Origin of the sequence: Marinobacter sp. MBR-99, assembly GCF_040547575.1 — a bacterium.
GTDB lineage: Bacteria > Pseudomonadota > Gammaproteobacteria > Pseudomonadales > Oleiphilaceae > Marinobacter.
Genome location: NZ_JBEPPY010000003.1, coordinates 1 through 21,509 on the forward strand (window position 1 = coordinate 1; position 21,509 = coordinate 21,509).

Sequence of the window (21,509 nt, forward strand, 5' to 3'; positions counted from 1 at the left end):
CTGGAAACACTGCTGCCCTGGAACGTTGAGTTGCCGGCTTTGAAAAAAGTGGCTCAATACGATTAGGGCAAGAGGGTCGATTTAGCGGCGCTTACGAAACCGGCATCGGTTAGTTTGGCCTGGGTATGGTCAATGGTGAGCGTTACCGGCTTGACCACTGGCATGTTCTGGAGTTTGTGGCTGGCCAGATCAATCAGTTGCTGAGTATCAAAGCGAATAGAGTACCTCGTTTTCTGGCTGATTTTGTCCCACAGTGCCTTGAAATCCGGGTTCAGCTCCACCCGTTTGTTGTAGGAAACGGCCGTGCGCTTGCGAGCGTCCTGAACCCGTCCCGCAAACATGAAGCTGCGCAGGCGGTCGATGATTTCATTTTCCAGCGGCTGGTATTCCGGCGGCACTTGCAGCTGGAAGTACATGTCGTCCGGCTGAAAACGGGCGGTGAGGTCGCCCTTGGCGTCCAGATAGCCTTCCGCTTTGAGGGCCTGCCACAGATGGCGGGATTTTTCCTGGCCCAGAGTTTGGATGTCGTTGATCGCCAGCGGCGCAAAGGCGATAACCGGCACACGGCCAAACTTGAAGCCGCCGCCGATGTCTTTCTCCATTTCGGTTTGCAGATTCTTGGCGTATTCCTCAAACGACTCGCTGGCCACTACCGTCAGGCGGTTCACCTGCGGATCAAAAACCCGGTCGCCGTTGGCGTCCACAGACAAACGCAGGCCACGCCCCAAGGTCTGTCGGCGTTCCTTTTCGCTGCCGAATTCCCGCAGGGTGCAGATCTGGAACACATTCGGGTTGTCCCAGCCCTCTTTGAGGGCTGAGTGACTAAAAATGAAGCGCAGAGGTTCGGATTCATCTAACAGGCGCTCTTTATGCTTCATGATTAGCTCGTAGACTTCGGCGTCACTTGCGGTAGTGCCGCTAGTGTCCTTCAGCTCCACCACTTTGCCGCGCTTTTTCACTTCGGCAAAGTAACCGTTGTGCACCTGCTCTACATTCCGCTTCGGCAAGTCGCTGAACAGCGAGCTTGCGGCCAGCTCGCTGTAAGCTTCCTCAAACCAGCGAGCCAGCTTACCTTTCTGAACATGGCCATGCTCATCGTAGTAACGGTAATTGGCCACCTTGTCGATAAAGAACAGCGACAGTACCTTCACTTTCAGGCCCTGCTTTTGCAGGTTGCGCTCTTTCTTGAAGTGCTCCTCCACCGTCTGGCGGATCTGCGCTTTCAACACATCGTCGTGGATGCCGCCTTTTTCCTGCTCTGGCTCCAGAATCACGTTGTTGGCAAAGCGCACGTATTCCGCACCCGGCTCGGCGTAGATTTCGTCCACCACATAACCCTGATAGCCCGAGCGATTGGTGTGGTCAGACAGATCCGTTCCCTGCTTGAGTTTGACGGTCTTTTCCCGGGTGCCGTTGGGCGTGTCTTCAAAAATCACCACCGAAGCCGAGGGGGTCTTGGCTTTGCCGTTGTAGCCAATCGTGCTCAGCCGCAGGTAAGTCTGGTTTACATTGCTCTGGAACTGGATAGACGCCACTGAGATCTGCTTCACCAGCTTCATGTCATACGCCTTCACCGGCCCCAACTGATACACCACGTTGTAGGGGTTACGGTGAGTGGCGGAATAGCGCAGGGCAAACAATGGCTTCAGGTGATTCACCGCCCGGCGTGCCTTGGGGGTGTTGTCCACAGATTGCGGCTCATCGATGATCAACACCGGCTGCACGTCCTGGATGAACTCAATCGGTTTAACACCCGACATCCGGTCCTGCTCCCGGTGAATCACTGAAAGCTTCTTGATCTCGTCCGGGGTCAGGCTGTCATAGTTGTCCACATCCCCTGCATCCCGCTGAAACGCCTGGATGTTGATGACCATAATCTGCAGGGTATTCGCGGTGGCAAACTGGCGCACCTTGGAAAGGTCTTTAGAGCTGTACACGTAGTGATCGAAAGGCGCGTTGTTGTAGATGCCGCGGAAATGCTCTTTCATCATCGCGAGAGACGACAGCACACCCTCCCGGATAGCCACTGACGGCACCACAATGATGAACTTACGCAGGCCCAGGCGCTTGTGCAGCTCGAAAATACTGCGCAGGTACACGTAGGTTTTGCCGGTTCCGGTTTCCATCTCCACCGAAAAATTCGGGAACGGGTAGTCGTCTCCAGGCTCGAACAGGTGCGCGGATTTCTCGATAAAGTTTTGTTCCTGCACCCGGTGCAGGTTAGCCAGCAGTTTGTCCACATCCCACGAAAGCGTATTGCCAATACCCAGCTTTCGGTAGGGCTCGCCGGCGGTAGACAAGCCCTCAAACACCGACAGCGTAGATTCGATCGCGTCTTGCTGGTAATCCAGATTGGGGTTGAACTTCAGTTTCAATGGGCTGCTCCGGCTTCCTGGGCTGGGTTCAGGTACTGCATCAGGTCGCCGCGGCGGAAGGTGGCCGAGAGTTGTTGCAAGGATATCTCCCTTTCACCATACAGAGCCGTCAGCGCCTCGGAAATCTGATCCTGTGCGCGATGCTGGAACTCATTAAACTGGCGATTTAGTCGGCCCAGTAACACCGGATAGTTCCGATGGTTGACCTCCGCGAGAGTGACACCTTCGGTTTCCAGCAGATAATCCCCCACCAACATGGCCTTGTAGTGAGAAGCATACGGCAGGAATATCGGGGGATTGGCTTGCTCCGGGCGCTTACGCTCATTCTCTACCATCCGAAAGATAAGCGCCGCCAATATGGCCTGCGTGGAGTTCAGGTTGCCGAACACTTCCTCGTAGAGTTTTCCGAACAGCTCCTTGCGGCGGAACTTGGCTTGGAACGGCTTTCGGCGCCATACGGCAAGCACCGCTTCAGCCACCACGGAACTGGTCAGCTCGTCGTTCTTCACCGAGGTATCGTCCCGCTTGCGGCGATAATTGAAGCCCAGATCTCTCATACCCAGCTCCAATTGATGCTGCCGCTCGTCGTTAGCGCGCAGATCTCTTAGGTCTACCGGGTTCTGGCTGTTGGTAGCGTAGGTAATGTCTTGAACGAACTCTTTGTCGTCTTCTGCAAGTTCATACAGCCGCAGCAGCACATAGGTCTCAGAAAAGTCCCGCAGCAGGTCTGGTTCGTTCAGGGTTTGCTGGATGGTTTTGCAGGTTTGCCCGCCATTAATGATCTGAATGCCTTCCAGCTTGAGCTGGTAATCCCGGCCCTGCAACGCATTGTGGCGGAACTTCCGGCAGATCATGGTGATGCCGTTGTTGAAAAAGTAGAAATTCTTGCGCCGTTCGTCATTCACCAGGGTGTCGTGAATGGCCGTATTCACCCGGTTACGGTTCATACCCAGATAGCGGCGAATGTTCCGTTCCAGCAGTTGATCACCATGTCGATTGAACAGGTCGGCGATATCCTGAATTGCTACCTTGCCGATCAATACTCTGCGGTAGTTGAAATCCTCAATCACGGCTTCACCGCGCAGTGGCAAGGAGTCGTCCACCGATTTCTGGTTCTGTAGCACCCGCACAATGTCGTTGTGGTTCAGGTGTACCCAGTTAACCTGAGAGGCAGAGAATCCTGCGGCCTCAATTACCTTTTGAGCACTGTCGTTCCAGCGATCCCCGTTATTGCAAAGCACCATCTTCACCACCGGAATGTATCCGTCGCGAATCAGGGACCGCACCTCTTCGATTCGCGGTTTCAGCCGGTCGTTCATATCCAGCACTTTGGCTGGGTCAAACAGGGTGCCAATGGTCTGAATGGCCGCCTTTACGCCATTTTCCGGAAAATGCGCGGCGCCACTCAGATCCTTGTGCTTGTATTTGCCTTGAAACAGCGTGACCTGGAATTCGCCATCTTCCACATCGCCCACATAAAGCACATCCACGCCCGCATCGCCGCCGCCCTCGGTGAGGTACTCTGCAGCCTCTTCCAGCGGGATGCCCAGAGCCGTGGCTGCACTGAGCAACACGAAAGCGGCAGACTTTCTCTTCTGTGGGTCGTTACCTGTTGGCAGCAGGTCGCTGTTAGCACTGACAATGCCATCCAGTCTCTGGTCGATGATGCTTGCGTTAATGTCCATGGGCGCTCCTGAATCCGGCAGTCTTTATCAAACCGTTTTGAAATCGATCTGGTCAATTTTTTCCTTGCCCTGATTAAAGGCCTCGAAGGTTTTCACGGCGTTGGTCTTGAGCTGGTCGTTGCCGTGGAAGGCTTTGTCCAGGCAGATAAACTGGCCGGGGGCTTTGGCCAGAACCGCGTCGATCAGCGCCTGATCGATATTATCCTCCAGGTGCACCAGCAGGGAGCCTTCGGCGACGGAGAACAGTGTGTGGCCCGCCAGCTCAATCTGCTCCACTTTTTCTGTGGGCATTACCCCGGACTTGATCAGCAGCTCGTAGAGCAGGTCTTCCTGACTGGCGTTGGGGTCGATATGGTCGACGTTGAGCTCCATTTGTTGGAGGAGCTCCTCATCGGAGACGTCTTTGGCGGGGGCTTGCCAGAGTTTGAAGTTACTTTGGTTGAGTTTTAGGACTTTGAAGCCAAGATCAATTTTGCTCTCGTCATTGAAGTCTAACCGTTCTCGCATCGACTCCCGAAGGCTAGAGGCTGCGCTTCGAATTCTCTCTTTCCCTATCTCGGCAATCGTCTTGAAGTCCTCTGCTCCAGTAGGTTCTGGCAATTGAACCATAACGAACTTGCGATTTCCGCCGTCTTCGGCATTTTGATCCATTACCGCAGCTGCGGTCGAGGCAGCGCCGGAGAAAAAATCCAGCACGATTGCCTCGTCGTCGATTTCAGTGGCAATCTGAACCATTCGCCGGATTAATCTTGTTGGCTTGGGGGTATCAAAAACGGAGTCCGAGCCAGAAAAGGTAAGTTTGCTCAGCAGATCCCTTTTTGCTTCTTGCGTATGACCAACTTCTTTATATGTCCAAAGTGTCTGTGGAACACGTCCCTGCTTGACCTCCGTCAGAAAGATCTTAGGCGCTGGTATATTATTACCGTTTTCGCCCCACCATATTCGTCCATCACTGTTGAGCTCATCGAATTTTTCTCTAGAAATTCTCCAATATGAGCCCGAAGGTGGCCCTGATATTACCCTGCCACTAGGACATGTGATTGGATAGGTTCCCTTGCTATAGTAGTTTCTTGCAGCAAGGTTATTAGGGCGCCACGGGCCGCGAGGATCGTTATCTGGATTCTTATAGGCAGCATCCTGCTCGTCGGTTCTGGGTAAAAGCTCAGGAACCCAACTTGAGGCCTGCCGCGCGTATACCACTACATACTCGTGGTCTTCTGAAAAATATTTAGCACTGCTCTTCGGTGCGTATACCTTCTGCCATATCGCTGTAGCAATAAAATTCTCCTCCCCAAAAATCTCATCACACATCCGCCGCAGGTTCTCCACCTCATTGTCGTCGATGGAAATAAAGATGACTCCGTCTTCCCTCAGCAGGTTGCGGGCCAGGTACAAGCGCGGGTACATCATGTTCAGCCACTTGGTGTGGAAGCGGCCTTCGTTGGCGGTGTTGGTGGAGAAGGTGCGGCCTTCGCTGTCTTTCAGGCCGGCGTATTGCAGGTAGGTGTCCAGACTTTCACTGAAGTTGTCCGGGTAGATGAATTCCTTGCCGGTGTTGTAGGGCGGGTCGATGTAGATCATCTTGACCTTGCTGTAGTAGCTCTTCTGCAACAGCTTGAGCACTTCGAGGTTGTCGCCCTCGATGAACAGGTTTTCGGTGGTGTCGAAATCCACCGATTCTTCCCGGCACGGCTTGAGAGTGGCGGTCGAGGGCTGCTGGATCAGCCGCAGGCAGTCCCGCTTGCCGGGCCAGTCCATGCCGTAGCGTTCCCGGCGGCTGTCGTAGATGTCGGTGAATTCACCCAGCTCCGCTTTCAAGCGTTCCAGATCAATGGTTACCTTCAGCTCGCCCTTGTCGTCGCGGGTTTCGGTGAAGATGCCCGGGAACAGCTGTTCGAATTCTTTGCGGCGCTGCTCGGCAATGTCTAGGGACTGGCCGTTCATCTGGGTGTCTGTGGAGGGCTTGTCTGGGTTGGTCATGGTACTGCGGTGTCCTTGGTCAATGCGAACTGTGGGTTATCGGTGCTGAATGCGCTGGCATTATTCGCTGGGCGGTTTGTTAGGGTGGTCCGCCAGCTCCCAGAACGAGCGTTTGCGCCAGTGCTGCGTTTGCAGACTGCGAATAAAGTCCTGTGCATTTTCCAGCCCGCGATAATCCTGAATCAGGTTATCCAGCGCCAACAGTTTTTGAAAATAGCCCGCACCGTGGCGATAGGCCCGGGTGTAACCGCGTTCCAAAAGATCGGTCAGCAGCGCACGGTAGCACACCACTTGGGCCAGGGGCCGGTCTTCGTCAGCAAACCTTTTTGCCCAGCTCAGCAGGGTACCGTAATGCACCGGTGTGAATCGGCCGGGCTCGGCCAATAATACCTCTTCGGCCCGCTCGGGGCTGCCTGCCAGCAGCAACATGGCAACCCACTCGTCGGGTGCAACTTTGTCGCTTGACAGGTTTTCAACCTGACGTCGCAACTGAGGCTGTTCCTGATCACTGGCCATTCGCCACAGCGGTTCCAGGGTGTAGCTGTGGGGCCTTTCGGCAAAATCCTGTTGGAGTTCCGCTTTCAGCTGGTCGGTATCGCCGTTACGTTTTAACCACAGGTGTCGCAAAGAGCGATAACGGTTCTGGTCGCCTTGCCATTGAGGCTGTTCCAGCCAGTTGGCTGCCCGGTCCAAATCGCCCAGGGTCAATGCAAATTCAACTAGACTCGCCAGTTGCAGGGTATTGGGTTCCGGGCTGGTAAGCAGGGTGGCCTGCTCGTAAAGAGCCATATCTTGAAGGGCTTCCGCCACCGATCTAATGCCGATGCAGGCATGCGCGGCTTCAACATTATAGCGGCCCGGTTCTCGTGGCATTGCCAATGCAGCCTTTGCATCTGCCTCAAAATCAGCCGCCAGCGAGCGAAGCTCTGATTCGGACAATAACGGAGCGCTGTTGGCGATGATGTCGTCTAGAACACCGTATTCATTGTTGTCAAAGAACGTCCGTACTTTTTGCAGCCAGTTTTCGGCATCCGGCTTCTGGTGGCGCACTTCAACCGCGATAGCCAGCCACTGGCGGGTGGCGTCCCTGAAAATGCCGCCCACGTAGCCGTCGGAATCGTCTACTCGCTGGAACACTTCGTGCGCCAGTTCAAGAAAGGTCTCGGTCAGCCGCAGCGCGGCGAGGCGATCTTGCGGGCGCAGCAGGCTGTCGATAGCCGACAAAATCGAGGACAGTCGCTCGCTGAAATCGTAGCTGCCCCGGTAGCCATAGAATTCATCCTCGTCAGCAATCTGCTGCAACTGGGCGGAGAGGGTTTCTATCAGTGTGGAGGCCTCGTTCCCGGGCCCATGGCCAGCGGCCAGGTAACGGTCGATAATGTCATCGATATGAGTCTCTACCCCGTAGACGGCGCGGAGCACGCGAATCCGGTCTTGCTTTGACAGCCTGGCGGCACGGTCTTCCAGCGTCATGGGCGGTATGGCTCCTTCTTCGCTGCATAAACCGTTAGCTGAAGTTCTTCCCCAACCATCTGGTACTCCGGGCGTTTGCCAGAGAGTTTTTCAGATTCGTTGAGAATAACCGGAACGCCTTCACCCCGTTTGTCCATCATGCGGGAGCGGTTGATGGTAGGGTGTTCATAGGGGCATCGAGCCAGCAGGCTGGTGATGAGCTGATTGCGGGAGGCCTGTCGGGCCATGAGTTCGTCCACTTCCATGGTGTTGACCAGAGCTCCTGGTGAGCAGAGTACCAGCCGATCAGCAAACATGTGCAGGCGAATGTGAGCGCCGTAAATGTCGTAATCCCGGTGGGCGACAGCGTTAACCAACGCTTCGAAGATGGCGGTCAGGCTGTATTGGGGGATGTCTTCCCGGCCCAGCAGTTTACGGGCTGCCACACGCTGGTTTTTCTCGACAAAGGCCAGGGCACCGCTGATTTGTTGGTCCAGGGGGCCAGTAAAGTCCATAGCGTCAATTTGTTGATCCGCATCGCGGTCGTCGCCCGAGTAACAGACGGCCTGAATGTAGGCGTTTGGCAGCCAGTTGACCGGGGCTGGGGTACCCAAAAGCACGCCGGAAACGCTCAGTTTTTCATTACCCTCGTCATCATCCACCAGCATTCGGAGCTTGCGGAGCTGGGTTCGTTCCGGCTGACCCTCTTCTCGCAGAAATTTGCGATACAGGCTCGGGTCCAGATCCTCATAACGGGTACCAGGCACCGGGCGTTCGTCCAGCCAAATTAACCGGGACTGGCTGCGTTGCATCATCAGCCGGGCCAGGTACTCCTGCTTCATGGGTTGTTTGGATTCGGCCACACGGTGGAAAAAACGGCCGTTAATACTGTGCACGAACAGGCTCTTCTCAATGTCCACATGCAGTACGTTCTTCATGTCGCCGTGTTCGTCGGGCAGCTCAAGCAAGCGGGTGGCAATGGGTAGTGGCGGCTCTACGTTGTCGGTGGCAGCGTCTTTAACACGTTTCTGCACCGCCTCAAGCATGTCGGCCGGAATGCCGGTGATTTGCCGGGTTTTGTCGTCTACGCCCAGAATCAGGTAGCCGCCTTTCTGGTTGGCGAAGGCAGCCATTTCGTCGGCCAGGTCTTTTTGGTCTGGGCCTTTGATCTTGTTGCCACGGATTTCAACTCGCTTGAACTCATATCCGGAGTCCTCGCCCAGTCGAATCTGGTACAGCAGGTCTTTAACCAGCTTTTCTCTGTCCATGTTGGTCTCTGGCCTCTATTCAGTGGGTGAGCGTCCAGCGGGCGGTAAACAGCTCTTTGATCTCGCAGGTCAATTCCAGTTTTTCGCTCACTTCGTCCAACAGGCGGTCTTCCTCTTGCTCGATGGCTTTTTTGGATTGGTGGTATTCTGCCAGAGCATCGTCGCGCTTGCGCTCCAGTTTGCGAAGTTCTTTCTTGGCCTGGATTTTTTCCGCTGTCGAAGCCAGTTGTCTCGCCTCTTTTTTATAGCCCCGTATTTGCTCGTCTAGCTCATCCACAGTGGCCATGAGCGCTTTCCTGCGGTCCTGCGCCCAGCGTTCAAGCTTCTCGGATTCCTGCTCCAGATACTGATCCAACTCCGCTTCTGTTTCGGCTTCGGCTTCTTCCACAACCTGCGCCTGCCACTCGGCGAAGTGCCGCTGCGGAATGGCGTCACTGAGAGGCTCTTCACGGGCCGGTATTGACATCAAGTGGTCTGCATTCTCAAGTGTCAGTCTGCGGCCGTCACTCGTTTGTGCAAGAACCACCAGACGGGTGTTCTGGGTTCGCCCCTTGTTGTAGGTGAACCGTACTTCAAAAGCGGTGAGCGTACCCGACTGGCCGATATAGTCCTTAAGCGCCGCATACTGGCCATGAAGCTGATCATAATGAAACACCAGATGCGCTGGCGCCGGGTTACGGGCCTTGGCCCTATGCACCAGGTCCCAGGCCAGATAATGCTCGGTAGCCTGTAACCGGAAAAACTCGGAGTCGTTTTGCTCCGCCAACGGCCAGCTCAGGTCGTAGCGCTGTTTATTTAAGTAGAAGTGGTTGGTGTTAAACCTGGCCTCCGGCAACTCAGCTCGCGCCAGGTCCATAAGCACCTGCTCGTACTCTTGCAAGAAATCCTTGCTTTGGTCACGGCGGGTTTTCAGAGCTGATACCACATCGCGATCAAAGTTATTCAGTAAGGCCTCACGGGCAGCCGTCTCTCTCGCAGCCAGCGTCTCCTCCAGAGACTGTTGCAACTGATCGAACTGGTACTCAATTTCTTGATCCGTGCGGCATTTCTGATAGATCTCGTAAATACGGCGCTCAATATCGATGCTGCCTTCAATGGCTCCGAGCACTTCATCGGAAGCACCAAAAACACCCTCAAACAATTTGAGTTTTTCATCAAGAAGCTGAAATACGCGACGATCGGCCGGATTTTTGCGGTTTACGAAGTTAACCACCACCACGTCGTTCTTCTGGCCATACCGATGAACTCTACCGATGCGCTGCTCTACTTTCTGGGGATTCCATGGGAGATCATAGTTGATCAGTACGGAACAGAACTGAAGGTTGATACCTTCACCGCCGGCTTCGGTAGAAATAAGAATGTCGGCTTTGTTGCTGCGAAATTGATCCACCAGCGCAGCTTTCATATCGGCGGCTTTCGAGCCGCTGATACGAGCTGACCCTTTATGCTCCTCCATCCATGCCTGATAGACTGCCTTGGAGCGAGGGTCGTTATTGGAGCCATTCAGCAACACCGTTCTCCCAGCGTATCCTCCAGTTTCCAGAAGCTCCTGAAGGTATTGCTGAGTTCTGCAAGACTCGGTAAACACCACCGCTTTACGTTGCCCACCAAGGCGCTCTGTCATGGTAAGGGCTTTTTCCAGCACTGCGAGCAGGGCCTGCCCCTTGGCGTTGCTGGTAATACTCTTGGCAAGGTCGCGAAACTCACTAAGTTGGGCGATTTCCTGGCTCAGTTTGCTTGAAGCCCCAGCTGACTCGTCGTTGCTGGCCTCCTCATTGCTCCCCTCGCCCTCTTGGTTTTGAGACTCTGCCCAATCGTCGATTTCTTCGATATCAGAGAGCGCCTCCTCATCAAGCCGTTGCTGCTGTTCAAGGCGTTCAATCATGCCCTTGAGCGTGTCGGCTACGGCAAAAGACGACGAGGCCAAAATTTTGCGCAAACCCATACTCACCAAATGGCGAGCACGGGGGTTAATCGCCTCGTTATCTGGCCGCTGCAAATACTGGGACAGTTTTTGATACAACACCCATTCTTCCGGCAATGGTGTGAAATCTTGAGTGATGGAATAGCGGTTGGTGAAGTTGATACCGCCCTCCTCCTGAACCTGGCGCCGGAGAGTTCGGTGGCATAATGGACGAATGCGACGTTTGAGATCTTCCAGAGCCTTCTCATCGCGCTGCCGGTTTACGTAGAGCGCCCGAAACGACTTTTCATCACCAAAAAAATGAGGGTCTATGACCTGACTCAGGCCATAGAGTTCCAGGAGGTTATTCTGGATCGGTGTCGCCGATAGCAGGACCCGGCTTTCTGCGAATTCGGTGGCCTCCACCAGCGCTTTTGCCCTCTTGCTGCCATTAGTCTGATAGAGGTTCCGTAGTTTGTGGGCTTCATCGAAGACAACAAGGTTCCAGCTAACCAATCGCACATAGTCACGCTGTCGAGCCGCGTATTCATACGAGCAGATAACTATCCGCTCATTCTGATCGAACGGATTGATTTTTCCTTCTTTTTTGAGGTTTGCAGCGACTTTGCCATCAATGATCACGGATGGCAGCTCAAACTTATCGCCGAGCTCCTGGCTCCACTGCTTCCGCAATGAGGCGGGCACAATCAATAGGATGTTGCGCTTGTTCTCCGCCCATTTCTGCGCCATCACCAGGCTGGCCTCTATTGTCTTACCCAGACCTACTTCGTCAGCCAGCAGCACCCCTTGCTCCAATGGCGATTTAAGAGCAAAGCAGGCGGCGTCAATCTGGTGCGGGTTCATATCCACACGGGCGGAGGCCATGGCCCTGGAGACCTGGTTTTCGATTTTGCCGGATTGGGTTAGCCAGTGGGCAAAATAGGTGCTTTGGTGAGGGGTGAACATCTCCGACTTTCCTTTAGAACAGACCGCCAATATAGTTCCCGCCATGCGGACTCTCAAGGATTATTGCTCTGCGATCAATACCTTGATCTCGCCATCTACCGGAATCTGTCGGAGATACACCTTTATTGGTTGCTTTGTTCGTTAACGGGATCGGTTCGCTGCCGAGTATTTTGATTGCAAAGGCAGCAAATCAAACACTCGACTCTCATTATTGGGGTCCACAAGCTCCGTGGCGGACTTGTATACCCGAGGCGTGGTGTAGAGCATTTTCAGGGCCTTGCCATGAGGCATCGCCATGTAACGCTCAGGCTCGTTGTCCTCCAACCACTTCCGAACCCGCGGCGCCATGTTATGGGCCATTTTCGGAAAGAAATGGTGTTCGATGTGATGACTGAAACGGAAATGCAATCGATCAAGAACCGGATTGCTGCGCAGGCTCATGGAGTTATCCAACGGATTATTCGTCGGCGTCTGCGGCCGCAGGAAGTGATTGGTCAGGATATAGCCCTGCCCCAAGGCATTGGCCGTCATGAACGGAATCAGCACGGTAAACACCGCCAGCGGGCCTGAGACAACCGCCAGGGCAACCCACAACGCCAGGCACAGGAACACCTGAGCAATGGCCAGATTGCGGTTAAAGCCCTTGAACTGCTTTCGATGTTTCGCCTGAATCCACAACACCAGTTGGGCGTGAAAAGTGAACGAATAGGTCAGGAACAGATAGCTGTACCAGGTGCCTGAACCCGGCGCCAGCTTGTGAAACTTCTTCTGCCCAGGATTGGTTTTATAACGGCGTAGAGTGCCGAAGCTATCCGGGTCTGTGTCGCCGGTGTTGGTGTTACCGTGGTGAACCACGTTGTGCCACTTACGCCAGAACTCCGGCGGCACCATCAACGGACCAAACCCCAGCCAGCCAAAAAAATTCTGCCAACGCCGGCTCATGCCCAAGGCGCCGTGCAACACCTCGTGGGCCAATAAAGCCTGGCAACCAATGGTATGCCCCACCAGCAACGCCAGGCCAAGATTGGCATACCAGGGCAACCCCGCCATCAGAATCGCCGCCAGCCCACCCCAGATAATCGCCTGCAGGGGCAAGAACCAGATCACCCGCCAGGTCTGAGCCTTGAACGTATCAGCGGGAAGCTCCTTCTTCATCCGGTCCCGAAGCTCCCGCTCGTCCGGCTTACCATAAACCACGGCCTCCGCCGCTCCCGGTTTCACTGCTGCGTTCATTTTTCACCTTTGCTTAGTTGAATTTCGACAACAATAGATTTACAGCGTACATGTGTGCGCCGAATTTATAACAAGAAAATCAACTAAACAATGGCTACGGAGTATTTTTTTTAATCAATACAAAAATACATGATTACACATGTACTCTAAATTCACTGCTGGACTACGGGGAGAAGGTTGGAGGGCTTTTCTGAAACCCTGCGGAGCCATGGATGGCGGAGCGGAGCGTACACGGACGTATTCACAGCGTGTTTCAGAAAAGCCCTCCAACCTTCTCCCTGCCACCAAAACCCAAGAACAAAAAAAGGAGCCCGAAGGCTCCTTTTCTCGATGAAAACTCAAAAATCTGAAAGTCAGCCCCCCGAAAGCGACTGCTCCGAAGGATCAAGCTCCATCTGCTGAATGGCAATCACCGCCTGAGTCCGGTTACGAACACCAAGCTTGCGGAACACCGCCGTGATATGGGCCTTGATGGTGGCTTCTGACACATCCAGATCATAGGCAATCTGCTTGTTCAAAAGCCCCTCAGCCAGCATCCCCAACACCCGGAACTGCTGCGGCGTCAAAGACGCCAGGCGCTCCGAGAAATCGGTGGATTCAGACTGCATCCGCTCAATCTTGTCGGCTATACCCTCAGGCAGCCAGACATCGCCCTCCAGCACCGCCTGAATGGCCAAAGTAATGGTAGGCAGCGGTGCACTCTTGGGAATAAACCCGGAGGCACCGTAGTCAATGGAGCGACGCATGGCCTGCAAGTCTTCGGAACCCGACACAACCACCACCGGCAGCCCCGGGTACTGGCCTCGCATGAACACCAGCCCGGAGAAACCATGGGCACCCGGCATGTTCAGATCCAGCAGGATCAGGTCTGCATCCGGGTGCGACTCTACCGCCGCCTGCAGTGACTTGATGCTGTCGACCTCCACAGTCTCGACATCCGGCACCGCCTGATTGACCGCTTGTTTCAATGCAGCCCGAAACAACGGGTGATCATCAGCGACGATAATTGTTTGTGTCATTCAACAGATTCCTCACAGGTTAGGGCTGTCAGCCGTCGGCGTTACTGAAACGCGCGACTGCTGATCAGGTCATCCACTACGCCCGGGTCAGCCAGGGTGGAAGTATCTCCAAGCTGATCGTGCTCGTTCGCAGCAATCTTACGCAAAATCCTGCGCATAATCTTGCCAGAACGCGTCTTGGGCAGTCCAGGCGCCCATTGAATCACATCCGGAGAGGCAATCGGGCCAATTTCTTTACGAACCCACTGAACCAGCTCCTTCTTCAGCTCGTCCGACGGCTCTTCACCCTGCACCAGGGTCACGTACACGTAGATGCCCTGCCCCTTGATTTCATGGGGATAGCCAACCACCGCAGCCTCGGCCACCTTGTCATGAGCTACCAGAGCACTCTCAACCTCGGCAGTACCCAGGCGGTGGCCAGACACGTTCAGAACGTCGTCCACCCGACCGGTGATCCAGTAGTAGCCGTCTTCATCACGGCGGGCACCGTCACCGGTAAAGTACATACCCTTGTAGGTGCTGAAGTAGGTCTGGATAAACCGCTCATGATCACCGTAAATGGTGCGCATCTGGCCCGGCCAGCTATCCAGAATGACCAGGTTGCCCTCGGTTTTGCCTTCCAGGATATTGCCCTCGTTGTCCACCAATGCAGGCTGAACGCCAAAGAACGGTTTAGTGGCGGAACCCGGCTTCAGATCTATCGCGCCAGGCAGCGGAGAAATCAGTATGCCGCCGGTCTCGGTTTGCCACCAGGTGTCCACAATCGGGCATTTGCTGTTGCCAATCACCCGGTGATACCACTCCCAGGCCTCGGGGTTGATCGGCTCGCCAACCGAACCCAGGAGTTTGAGGCTTTCGCGGGTAGTGCCGTTCATGCAGGACTCGCCCTGAGCCATCAGCGCACGGATGGCGGTGGGTGCGGTATACAGGATGTTGACCTTGTGCTTATCAACAACCTGGCCCATGCGGGAGCTGTCCGGGTAGTTGGGCACACCTTCAAACAGCAGTGTGATGGCGCCATTGGCCAGCGGGCCGTATAGAATGTAGCTGTGGCCGGTTACCCAACCGAAGTCCGCGGTACACCAATACACGTCGCCATCGTGGTAGTCGAACACATACTGGTGGGTCATGGAGGCATAGACCATGTAACCGCCCGTAGTGTGCAGTACACCCTTCGGAGCACCGGTGGAACCGGACGTGTAGAGCATGAACAGAGGATCTTCAGCGTTCATCGGCTCCGGCTCGCACTCGGCCGACGCCTCCTTGATCAGGTCTTCGTAACGAACGTCACGGCCTTCAGTCCAGGGGACTTCTTTGTTGCCAGTGTGGGTAACCACGATCACCTTATCGACCTTGGCGTCTTCCTCGTGCTTGAGCGCGTGGTCCACGTTCTTCTTCAGCGGAATGGCGCGGCCACCGCGCAAACCTTCATCAGCGGTAATCACAAAACGGGATTTGCCGTTCACAACCCGGGCAGCGAGCGCTTCCGGGGAGAAGCCACCGAACACCACCGAGTGAATCGCACCGATCCGGGCACAGGCCAGCATGGCAACTGCGGTCTGCACAATCATTGGCATGTAGATGGTGACCACGTCGCCTTTCTTTACGCCCTGGGCTTTCAGCGCATTGGCAAACTTGCAGGTCTCTTCGTAAAGCTCCCGGTAGGTAACGTTGCGGGATACCGAAGGATCGTCGCCTTCAAAGATGATGGCAGTCTGATCGCCGCGTTTCTCCAGGTGGCGGTCCAGACAGTTGGCGGAGGCGTTCAGCACACCGTCTTCAAACCATTTGATGGACAGGTTGTTGTAATCGTAGGTGCTGTTCTTGACCTTGCTGTAGGGCTTGATCCAGTCGAGGCGCTTGCCATGCTCACCCCAGAACGTGTCTGGGTCTTCCACGGACTGGCGATACATTTTTTCGTACTGTTCTTTGCTTACCAGTGCCCGCTCGGCAACTTCCGGACTCACCGGATATACCTGTTTATCAGTCATTGTGCTCCCCCTTAATCAGAGTCTGTTGTCATTGTCGGTTTTTTAAATTCAGGGTGGTCGGGCGATTGTTGCCCATAAGACAGATGCACGTAGTTCAACATGTGTGCCACCGCACAATGAATTAGACTAACGTCCTAACCTACCGCCATTTTCGGGCTAACCTGTTCAGAAATGCAGCGATCAAGGCAGGGTTTAGCAGCATTAACAGCGGCTTTATCTAGAATAGTTGCAGATCGGGGAATGGCAAAACAAGACGTGGCGAGCGAAGGCCCGGCCACTGGCCGGACCCCCGAAGGATGATCAGGCAGCTTTTTTGCGCTGCCTGGAAGCCCGAAGGCTGTAGACCTTTCGTTCTTTCAGGGCATAGCGATTCAAACCCGCCAGGTGGATCTTGCGCAGATAGACTTCCCAGTCAATTTGGCGGGCGTCCACCGGGAAAAGCCCCTTATCGACCTCGCCCATTCTGGCAGACAACGCCTGCAACTCGTCGTTGTGGAAGATGTAATCCGGGGCTGTGTAAAAACCAAAAATAGTGGCCAGTGACTGGGTGGTGTCCAGGTTCTTGAGCATTTTCAGGTCACGGGAATTGCCCAACAACTTCAGCACCTTGTCCGTGACACTCAGAGGCAGGCGCACACCGCTGACGACCAGGTTGAACAGGGTACGGTTAACCGCAATGAAGGGCTTGCTGGGCTGCCTGTAGAACAGGTGGTCATAGGCCGCATAATTGGCCTTGGATTCCGCCATCAAATGGTCGATGAACTGGCCCAGGGAAACCGGATTGGAGCTGCCACTGCAGCACTGGTAAATCCTGCGACGGCCTGGTTCTGCCAGGGCCTCAGCCAGCGAAAGTACAATCGCATTGGCCACCAGGTCCACCGGAATGACATCAATCACGCCCGAGCGCTTGCCCGGAAACAGTGTCACCTTCTCACGGGCATAGGCCAGGATAATGGCATCGGCTACCTTGACGCCCTCGATCCAGCCAGGCGCCGGTTCCTCCAGGGCGCTTTCAATAATTGACGGTCGAACAATGGTCAGGCTGCGCCCGTTAAGCGCCTTCATCAGCAGTTGTTCGCCCAGCCACTTGGTAAAGGTATAGGTGTCGCTCCAGCCATAACGATTGGCTTCCCGAATACCCAGGTCTACCAACTTCTTTTCCAGGGTTTTGCCGGAATAGCGGGCGCGAACATCGGCAATCTTGTCCTGCAGTAACTGCACCAGTTCTTCAATGTCGTAATAGCCTTCACTGGAGCGCGGAATTGCCTCACCTGCTGGCTTGATCACCGATTCGGTCACCGGCCCGGAGTTCATTCCGTTGACATAGCAGGTCGACACCTGCAGGACGGCCAGCCGGCTATTCCGGCGGACCAGCCCGGCGATATTCTCGAGACACAGGGTGTTAATCATCAGCGCCTTGTCCAGCTCTTCCCGGAAGTTCACACTGGCGGCAGAGTTGATGACAGCGTCGAGCTCTCCGGCCAGCTTGTGGCAGGCATCCTCACCTAACCCGAAACATGGCTCGGTCACTTCACCGGTAATGCAATGAACCCGCTCTTCAAGGAAGGTTTCAAACCAGTCCGTATCGGCACTTCTGAGGCGATCAAACACCGATGACGTAGCAATTTCATTAACAAATCGACTGCGGGCATCGGGGTGCCGCTTGTTACCCCGAATCAGCAAGTAGATGCCTCCGATGTCCGGAACGGTTCTGATCAGTTTCTCCAGAACCACCTTTCCCAGAAAACCGGTGGTGCCGGTAATCAACACCCGCTTGCCACGTAGCTGCCTGAGCACCTTCGACGAAGATTCTTTTTGATTCACTTGCTGGTTTGCCATGGTAGAACTCCTTCTCTGATATCGATGTCACCGGCGATCAACGCTGGTAAAAAGTCGCGGGGGGCGGTTTCCTTTGCCCCGACATAAGTGCATCCATCCTGCATCCGCCTGTCAGAGCTGCCTGCATAATGCGGGCCACGATTCCGATCAATTCTTGCACAGCGATCGTGACAGGGCGGTGACAGACTGCAAAATTACGACACAAACATCCCTGAAAAAATGACCAAATAGTGGTCAGGTGCTCATGATTTCATCAGGATCGGGTTCGATCTTTACCTGCGAGTGAACGTAACAGGTCATCGAGGGAAACATCCGAAGGTTTTTCACGCAGTACGCGAAGTAATTGATCCTGCTCACCAAAGCTGATGCGATCATACAGCGGGCCCTCAATCTGACGCGGGTACTCAGCAGGCTCTGACTGAGCCGGCGGCGATACCAGTTCCTCTGCCAGATGTCGCAGGTGAGCCGCCAGTCTGTCCCGGTCGACCCGGGCCAGATACTCCCAGTTCATTGATGCCAGGCCGGTCTGTACGATCTCTACGGTATCAGCGTCGGGATTGCGCCCCAACAGTGCAAACAAGCGGGTAAATGCGTCATACCGGAGCATGGCATCGTCTGGCTTTGCCGACAGTAATCTTTCCAACTGCCCGATCAGGGACCGGCACTGCTGGCCGCTGGATTCGACGGTGGGTGTGTCTGGAATAACCGGTTTGCCCTGACCGGATTGCCGGCGCGCAGCCTGATGCCAGTATGCGGCGATACCGGCCTTGCGCCGCGGCAGGGCCGCCAGGTGCACATTGAGCATTTCCGCCAGGGTATGGAACTGCCGGCAGGAAGGATCCGAGGTTGGCAGCAGAGTCACCGGGTTCTGGTCGAGCACCGACTGCCGAAGGGTTTCGTCCCGCCAAAGCGCCCCCAGGTAATGCAGAGTGCACTGCAGGTGTCGCTGACAGGCCCCGTTCAGCCGCTGGAACACTGACCGTGCCTGACTGGCGCCCTGGGCCATATTGACGATCACAGACGGCTTGCGCCGGTACCCCCGGCGTTTAAGCACCTTTATCAGTGAAAACGCATCGGTGAGAGAGGCGGGGTCTGGCGTGACCACCACGCAGGCCAGTTCCGCCGCTGCGATCATGTGCAGCCCAACGGATTGCAGTCCCGATGCGGTGTCGATAATCACATAGTCGTAGCGATGCTCCAGTTCATGCAGCGATTTCAGTAGCCCCAGACTGTCTTCATAAGACATCTCCATGCAAGCCTGCACACCCGAAGCCCCGGGGACAATATCCAGCCCGTAGTGGGTTTGCAAAATGGCATCCGCAAAATCACTGCGGCCGGCGATCACATCGGCAAGGGTGCGTTCCGGATAGAGCCCGACCAGAAGACTCACGTTGGCAAGATCCGTGTCCGCATCCAGCAACAGCACCCGCTGCCCGCCTTTGGCGAGGGCAAGCGCCAGATTGACGGCAACGGTGGTCTTTCCTACCCCACCTTTACCGCCCGTTACTGCGATGGTTCTTGGTTGGCGCAACTTTTGCCTTCCCTCGTAGCTTGAGCAACCGAAAACAGACGAATCCAGAGACTTGTCACTATAAGCGACATTTTAACCTGTAAAAAGGTTACACATATCACAGACTTGATAATACCCTGCTTAAAAAATCAGCAATAACGGTTTAACACTGGCGAATTATTGTCTAAGCTCACTGACTTATAAGAAGGATGAACACCCTGTCATAAAACTTTGATACAGAACAGGGAACCTTACCCGCAACCAAAATAACGCGGGGCAGGGACAAAGGGCGCGCGATGAGTAATGCGATGGATATTGCAGCTGATCTTCAACTACCGAGCCTGCCGGAGATAACCCTGCGGGCGCTGAAAGCATGCCAGGCCGGGGACAGCTACCGTGAGATCAGCCAGATTGTCGCCACCGACACCGCGCTGGTTGCCCGGCTTCTGTCGCTAGCCAACTCCGCCCTGTACAGAACCGATCCTCCCATTGGTTCCGTTGAGCAGGCACTTCTTCGTCTGGGCACCCGCCGCTTCCAGACCCTGCTGCTCACCTCGGCATTACGCCAACTGCTGTTTGAGCTCGGCGGCGACGAGTGGCAGCAACTGCGGGATTTCTGGCGTCACTCCCTGACCACCGCGCTGACCGCCAGGGCCCTCGCCACCCTGACGCGCTACCCCGGCCCTGAGGAAGCTTTCCTGCTTGGCATGGTTCACAACATTGGTGAACTGATTGCCATCAAGACACCAACTACGGAACGTAAACAGGAGATCCTCAATCACCAGAATGAGATTGCCGCTCATTTTGTGACCGGTTGGGGGCTGGGCCCCTTGGCGGCGGATGCCATGCGCTATCAACAGTCGCTGCCCACACAGCTCAGGGACGCCAGCCACCTCGTCAAACTGATCAGCCTGTCGACCCGGCTCGCCCTGTCCGACTCAGCGGGTATTGCGGCTGCCGGCACCATCTTCGGATTACAGGAAGACCTGACGCGGGAAATCTGCGGCAGAATCAACGAAGAAGTAGTCACCATGGCGGCCTCTTTCGGAATTCCTCTGGACACCCCCTACCAAGGTGACGAGGGCACCCGCCGGCTCAGGGATACATTGATAAACCAGGCAATCGCCAGCAGATCCCTTGATCTGCGGACGACAGGCAGCACAACCCCGAGCAACCTGATTGCCAGTACTGTCAGTAGTCTCGGTGTCCTGACCGGGCTGCCAGCTCTGTGTTTCGGTCCTGACTCAGAGGAGCTCAGGCTGTTGTCAGGCACCGGCACCAACCTGCCGGATCTGCGCTTGTCGCCCCAGCCTGGCGGCAGTGTCCTCACCGATGCATGGATCGGGGGCAAAATAATCAGCTTGGGTGAACGCGAGCCCACCGTGCTTGACCGGCAATTGCTGACCCTTCTCAGAACACCCTCGCTGATGGCGATTCCCGTGCAACATGGCGGGCAAGCACACGCCGTCTTTGCCTTGGGCCTGGACTCCGAGTCACTGGTGGCAACCACCCATCTGGTCCAGCTGTTCACCCATGAGCTTACGCAGCTGATTGACAGCCAGACAACTGAGGAGCCGGGCATTGACAGTGAGATTGCCCATGACCGAATACGTCGCCAGGTGCACGAAGTCAGCAACCCCTTGACCATCATAAGGCAATACATATTCCAACTTCGTGCCCGGATGAGTGATGAAACCATCCAGGATGATCTCGACATTATTCAGGAAGAGCTGGATCGGGCGGGCAATCTGTTGCTGCAGATCAGCACCAGCGACACAACCGGCGCTTCTGGTGGTACAGACCTGAACCGCGAACTTGAGAGCCTGGCGCGCATCCTTCAGGACAGCCTGTTCAACCGTGACGACCGCACCCTGAAACTGAACCCATGCCGGGAAGACACCCTGGTTCAGGGCGGCGCCTCTGGCGTAAGGCAGATCATCATTAACCTGATCCGAAATGCCGTTGAAAGCCTGGAGGCCGGGAGCGGTGAGATTACCGTGAGCACAAAGGCACCGATCTTCCAGAGCCAGCGCCGCTGGGTGGAATTGCAGATTATCGACAATGGCCCCGGCATACCGGAGTCCGTCAGGCGCAACCTGTTTGCGCCAGTAGCCAGCTCAAAGGGCCAGGGCCACAGCGGCCTTGGCCTGAGCATTGTTAAGCAACTGATTGATGACATGGAGGGCATCATCGCTTGTCACACGGGGCAGGAGGGCACCACCTTCCGGATTCTGCTCCCGGCGGCAGGCCACGAAAAGCACGATACCGACTGACGAATGAGCGGAAAC

At 55.3% G+C, this 21,509-nt stretch carries 12 protein-coding genes; 1 reads left to right on the forward strand and 11 read right to left on the reverse strand.

Annotated features, from left to right (window positions below; all coding sequences use genetic code 11):
- Positions 1 to 62: 62 nt before the first annotated feature.
- The 11 genes from ABIE59_RS03195 to ABIE59_RS03245 form a co-directional block, all read right to left on the reverse strand.
- The gene (locus ABIE59_RS03195) at positions 63 to 2,375 is read right to left on the reverse strand and encodes a DEAD/DEAH box helicase family protein (RefSeq protein ID WP_354444189.1); all 2,313 of its coding nucleotides are present in this window, start codon (positions 2,373 to 2,375) and stop codon (positions 63 to 65) included.
- On the reverse strand, positions 2,372 to 4,060 hold the full coding sequence (locus tag ABIE59_RS03200) for an AIPR family protein (protein WP_354444191.1): 1,689 nt from the start codon (positions 4,058 to 4,060) through the stop codon (positions 2,372 to 2,374). The genes ABIE59_RS03195 and ABIE59_RS03200 overlap by 4 nt, the downstream gene beginning before the upstream one ends.
- 27 nt (positions 4,061 to 4,087) lie before the next feature.
- On the reverse strand, positions 4,088 to 6,040 hold the full coding sequence (locus ABIE59_RS03205) for a site-specific DNA-methyltransferase (protein ID WP_354444193.1): 1,953 nt from the start codon (positions 6,038 to 6,040) through the stop codon (positions 4,088 to 4,090).
- Positions 6,041 to 6,100: 60 nt separating this feature from the next.
- On the reverse strand, positions 6,101 to 7,513 hold the full coding sequence (locus ABIE59_RS03210; protein ID WP_354444195.1) for a DUF6880 family protein: 1,413 nt from the start codon (positions 7,511 to 7,513) through the stop codon (positions 6,101 to 6,103).
- Positions 7,510 to 8,760: an ATP-binding protein gene (locus ABIE59_RS03215; protein ID WP_354444197.1), complete on the reverse strand. Its 1,251-nt coding sequence runs from the start codon at positions 8,758 to 8,760 to the stop codon at positions 7,510 to 7,512. Before ABIE59_RS03215 ends, ABIE59_RS03210 begins: the two co-directional genes overlap by 4 nt.
- 19 nt (positions 8,761 to 8,779) lie before the next feature.
- Positions 8,780 to 11,629, reverse strand: coding sequence for an SNF2-related protein (locus tag ABIE59_RS03220; RefSeq protein ID WP_354444199.1), 2,850 nt, complete (start codon positions 11,627 to 11,629; stop codon positions 8,780 to 8,782).
- A 141-nt stretch (positions 11,630 to 11,770) separates the two neighbouring features.
- Entirely contained in the window at positions 11,771 to 12,862 is a 1,092-nt protein-coding gene (locus ABIE59_RS03225) for a fatty acid desaturase family protein (protein WP_354444201.1), read from the reverse strand.
- Between the two features lie 353 nt (positions 12,863 to 13,215).
- Positions 13,216 to 13,881, reverse strand: a complete 666-nt coding sequence (locus ABIE59_RS03230) for a LuxR C-terminal-related transcriptional regulator (RefSeq protein ID WP_058090659.1) — start codon at positions 13,879 to 13,881, stop codon at positions 13,216 to 13,218.
- 41 nt (positions 13,882 to 13,922) lie between these two features.
- On the reverse strand, positions 13,923 to 15,872 hold the full coding sequence (gene acs, locus ABIE59_RS03235; protein ID WP_354444203.1) for an acetate--CoA ligase: 1,950 nt from the start codon (positions 15,870 to 15,872) through the stop codon (positions 13,923 to 13,925).
- A 300-nt stretch (positions 15,873 to 16,172) separates the two neighbouring features.
- Positions 16,173 to 17,711 (reverse strand): fatty acyl-CoA reductase, encoded by a 1,539-nt coding sequence (locus ABIE59_RS03240; RefSeq protein ID WP_354444205.1) that lies wholly within the window; start codon positions 17,709 to 17,711, stop codon positions 16,173 to 16,175.
- A 253-nt stretch (positions 17,712 to 17,964) separates the two neighbouring features.
- The gene (locus tag ABIE59_RS03245) at positions 17,965 to 19,242 is read right to left on the reverse strand and encodes a MinD/ParA family ATP-binding protein (RefSeq protein ID WP_354444207.1); all 1,278 of its coding nucleotides are present in this window, start codon (positions 19,240 to 19,242) and stop codon (positions 17,965 to 17,967) included.
- 287 nt (positions 19,243 to 19,529) lie between these two features.
- Between ABIE59_RS03245 and ABIE59_RS03250 the strand changes: the two genes are divergently transcribed.
- Positions 19,530 to 21,494 (forward strand): HDOD domain-containing protein, encoded by a 1,965-nt coding sequence (locus ABIE59_RS03250; protein WP_354444209.1) that lies wholly within the window; start codon positions 19,530 to 19,532, stop codon positions 21,492 to 21,494.
- Positions 21,495 to 21,509 lie beyond the last annotated feature (15 nt).

Bases quoted from the DNA above. Each gene is read 5' to 3' on its own strand.
- ABIE59_RS03200 (WP_354444191.1), bottom strand. From the start codon at position 4,060: ATGGACATTAACGCAAGCATCATCGACCAGAGACTGGATGGCATTGTC.
- ABIE59_RS03205 (WP_354444193.1), bottom strand. From the start codon at position 6,040: ATGACCAACCCAGACAAGCCCTCCACAGACACCCAGATGAACGGCCAG.
- ABIE59_RS03210 (WP_354444195.1), bottom strand. From the start codon at position 7,513: ATGACGCTGGAAGACCGTGCCGCCAGGCTGTCAAAGCAAGACCGGATT.
- ABIE59_RS03215 (WP_354444197.1), bottom strand. From the start codon at position 8,760: ATGGACAGAGAAAAGCTGGTTAAAGACCTGCTGTACCAGATTCGACTG.
- ABIE59_RS03220 (WP_354444199.1), bottom strand. From the start codon at position 11,629: ATGTTCACCCCTCACCAAAGCACCTATTTTGCCCACTGGCTAACCCAA.
- ABIE59_RS03225 (WP_354444201.1), bottom strand. From the start codon at position 12,862: ATGAACGCAGCAGTGAAACCGGGAGCGGCGGAGGCCGTGGTTTATGGT.
- ABIE59_RS03230 (WP_058090659.1), bottom strand. From the start codon at position 13,881: ATGACACAAACAATTATCGTCGCTGATGATCACCCGTTGTTTCGGGCT.
- acs (WP_354444203.1), bottom strand. From the start codon at position 15,872: ATGACTGATAAACAGGTATATCCGGTGAGTCCGGAAGTTGCCGAGCGG.
- ABIE59_RS03240 (WP_354444205.1), bottom strand. From the start codon at position 17,711: ATGGCAAACCAGCAAGTGAATCAAAAAGAATCTTCGTCGAAGGTGCTC.
- ABIE59_RS03250 (WP_354444209.1), top strand. From the start codon at position 19,530: ATGGATATTGCAGCTGATCTTCAACTACCGAGCCTGCCGGAGATAACC.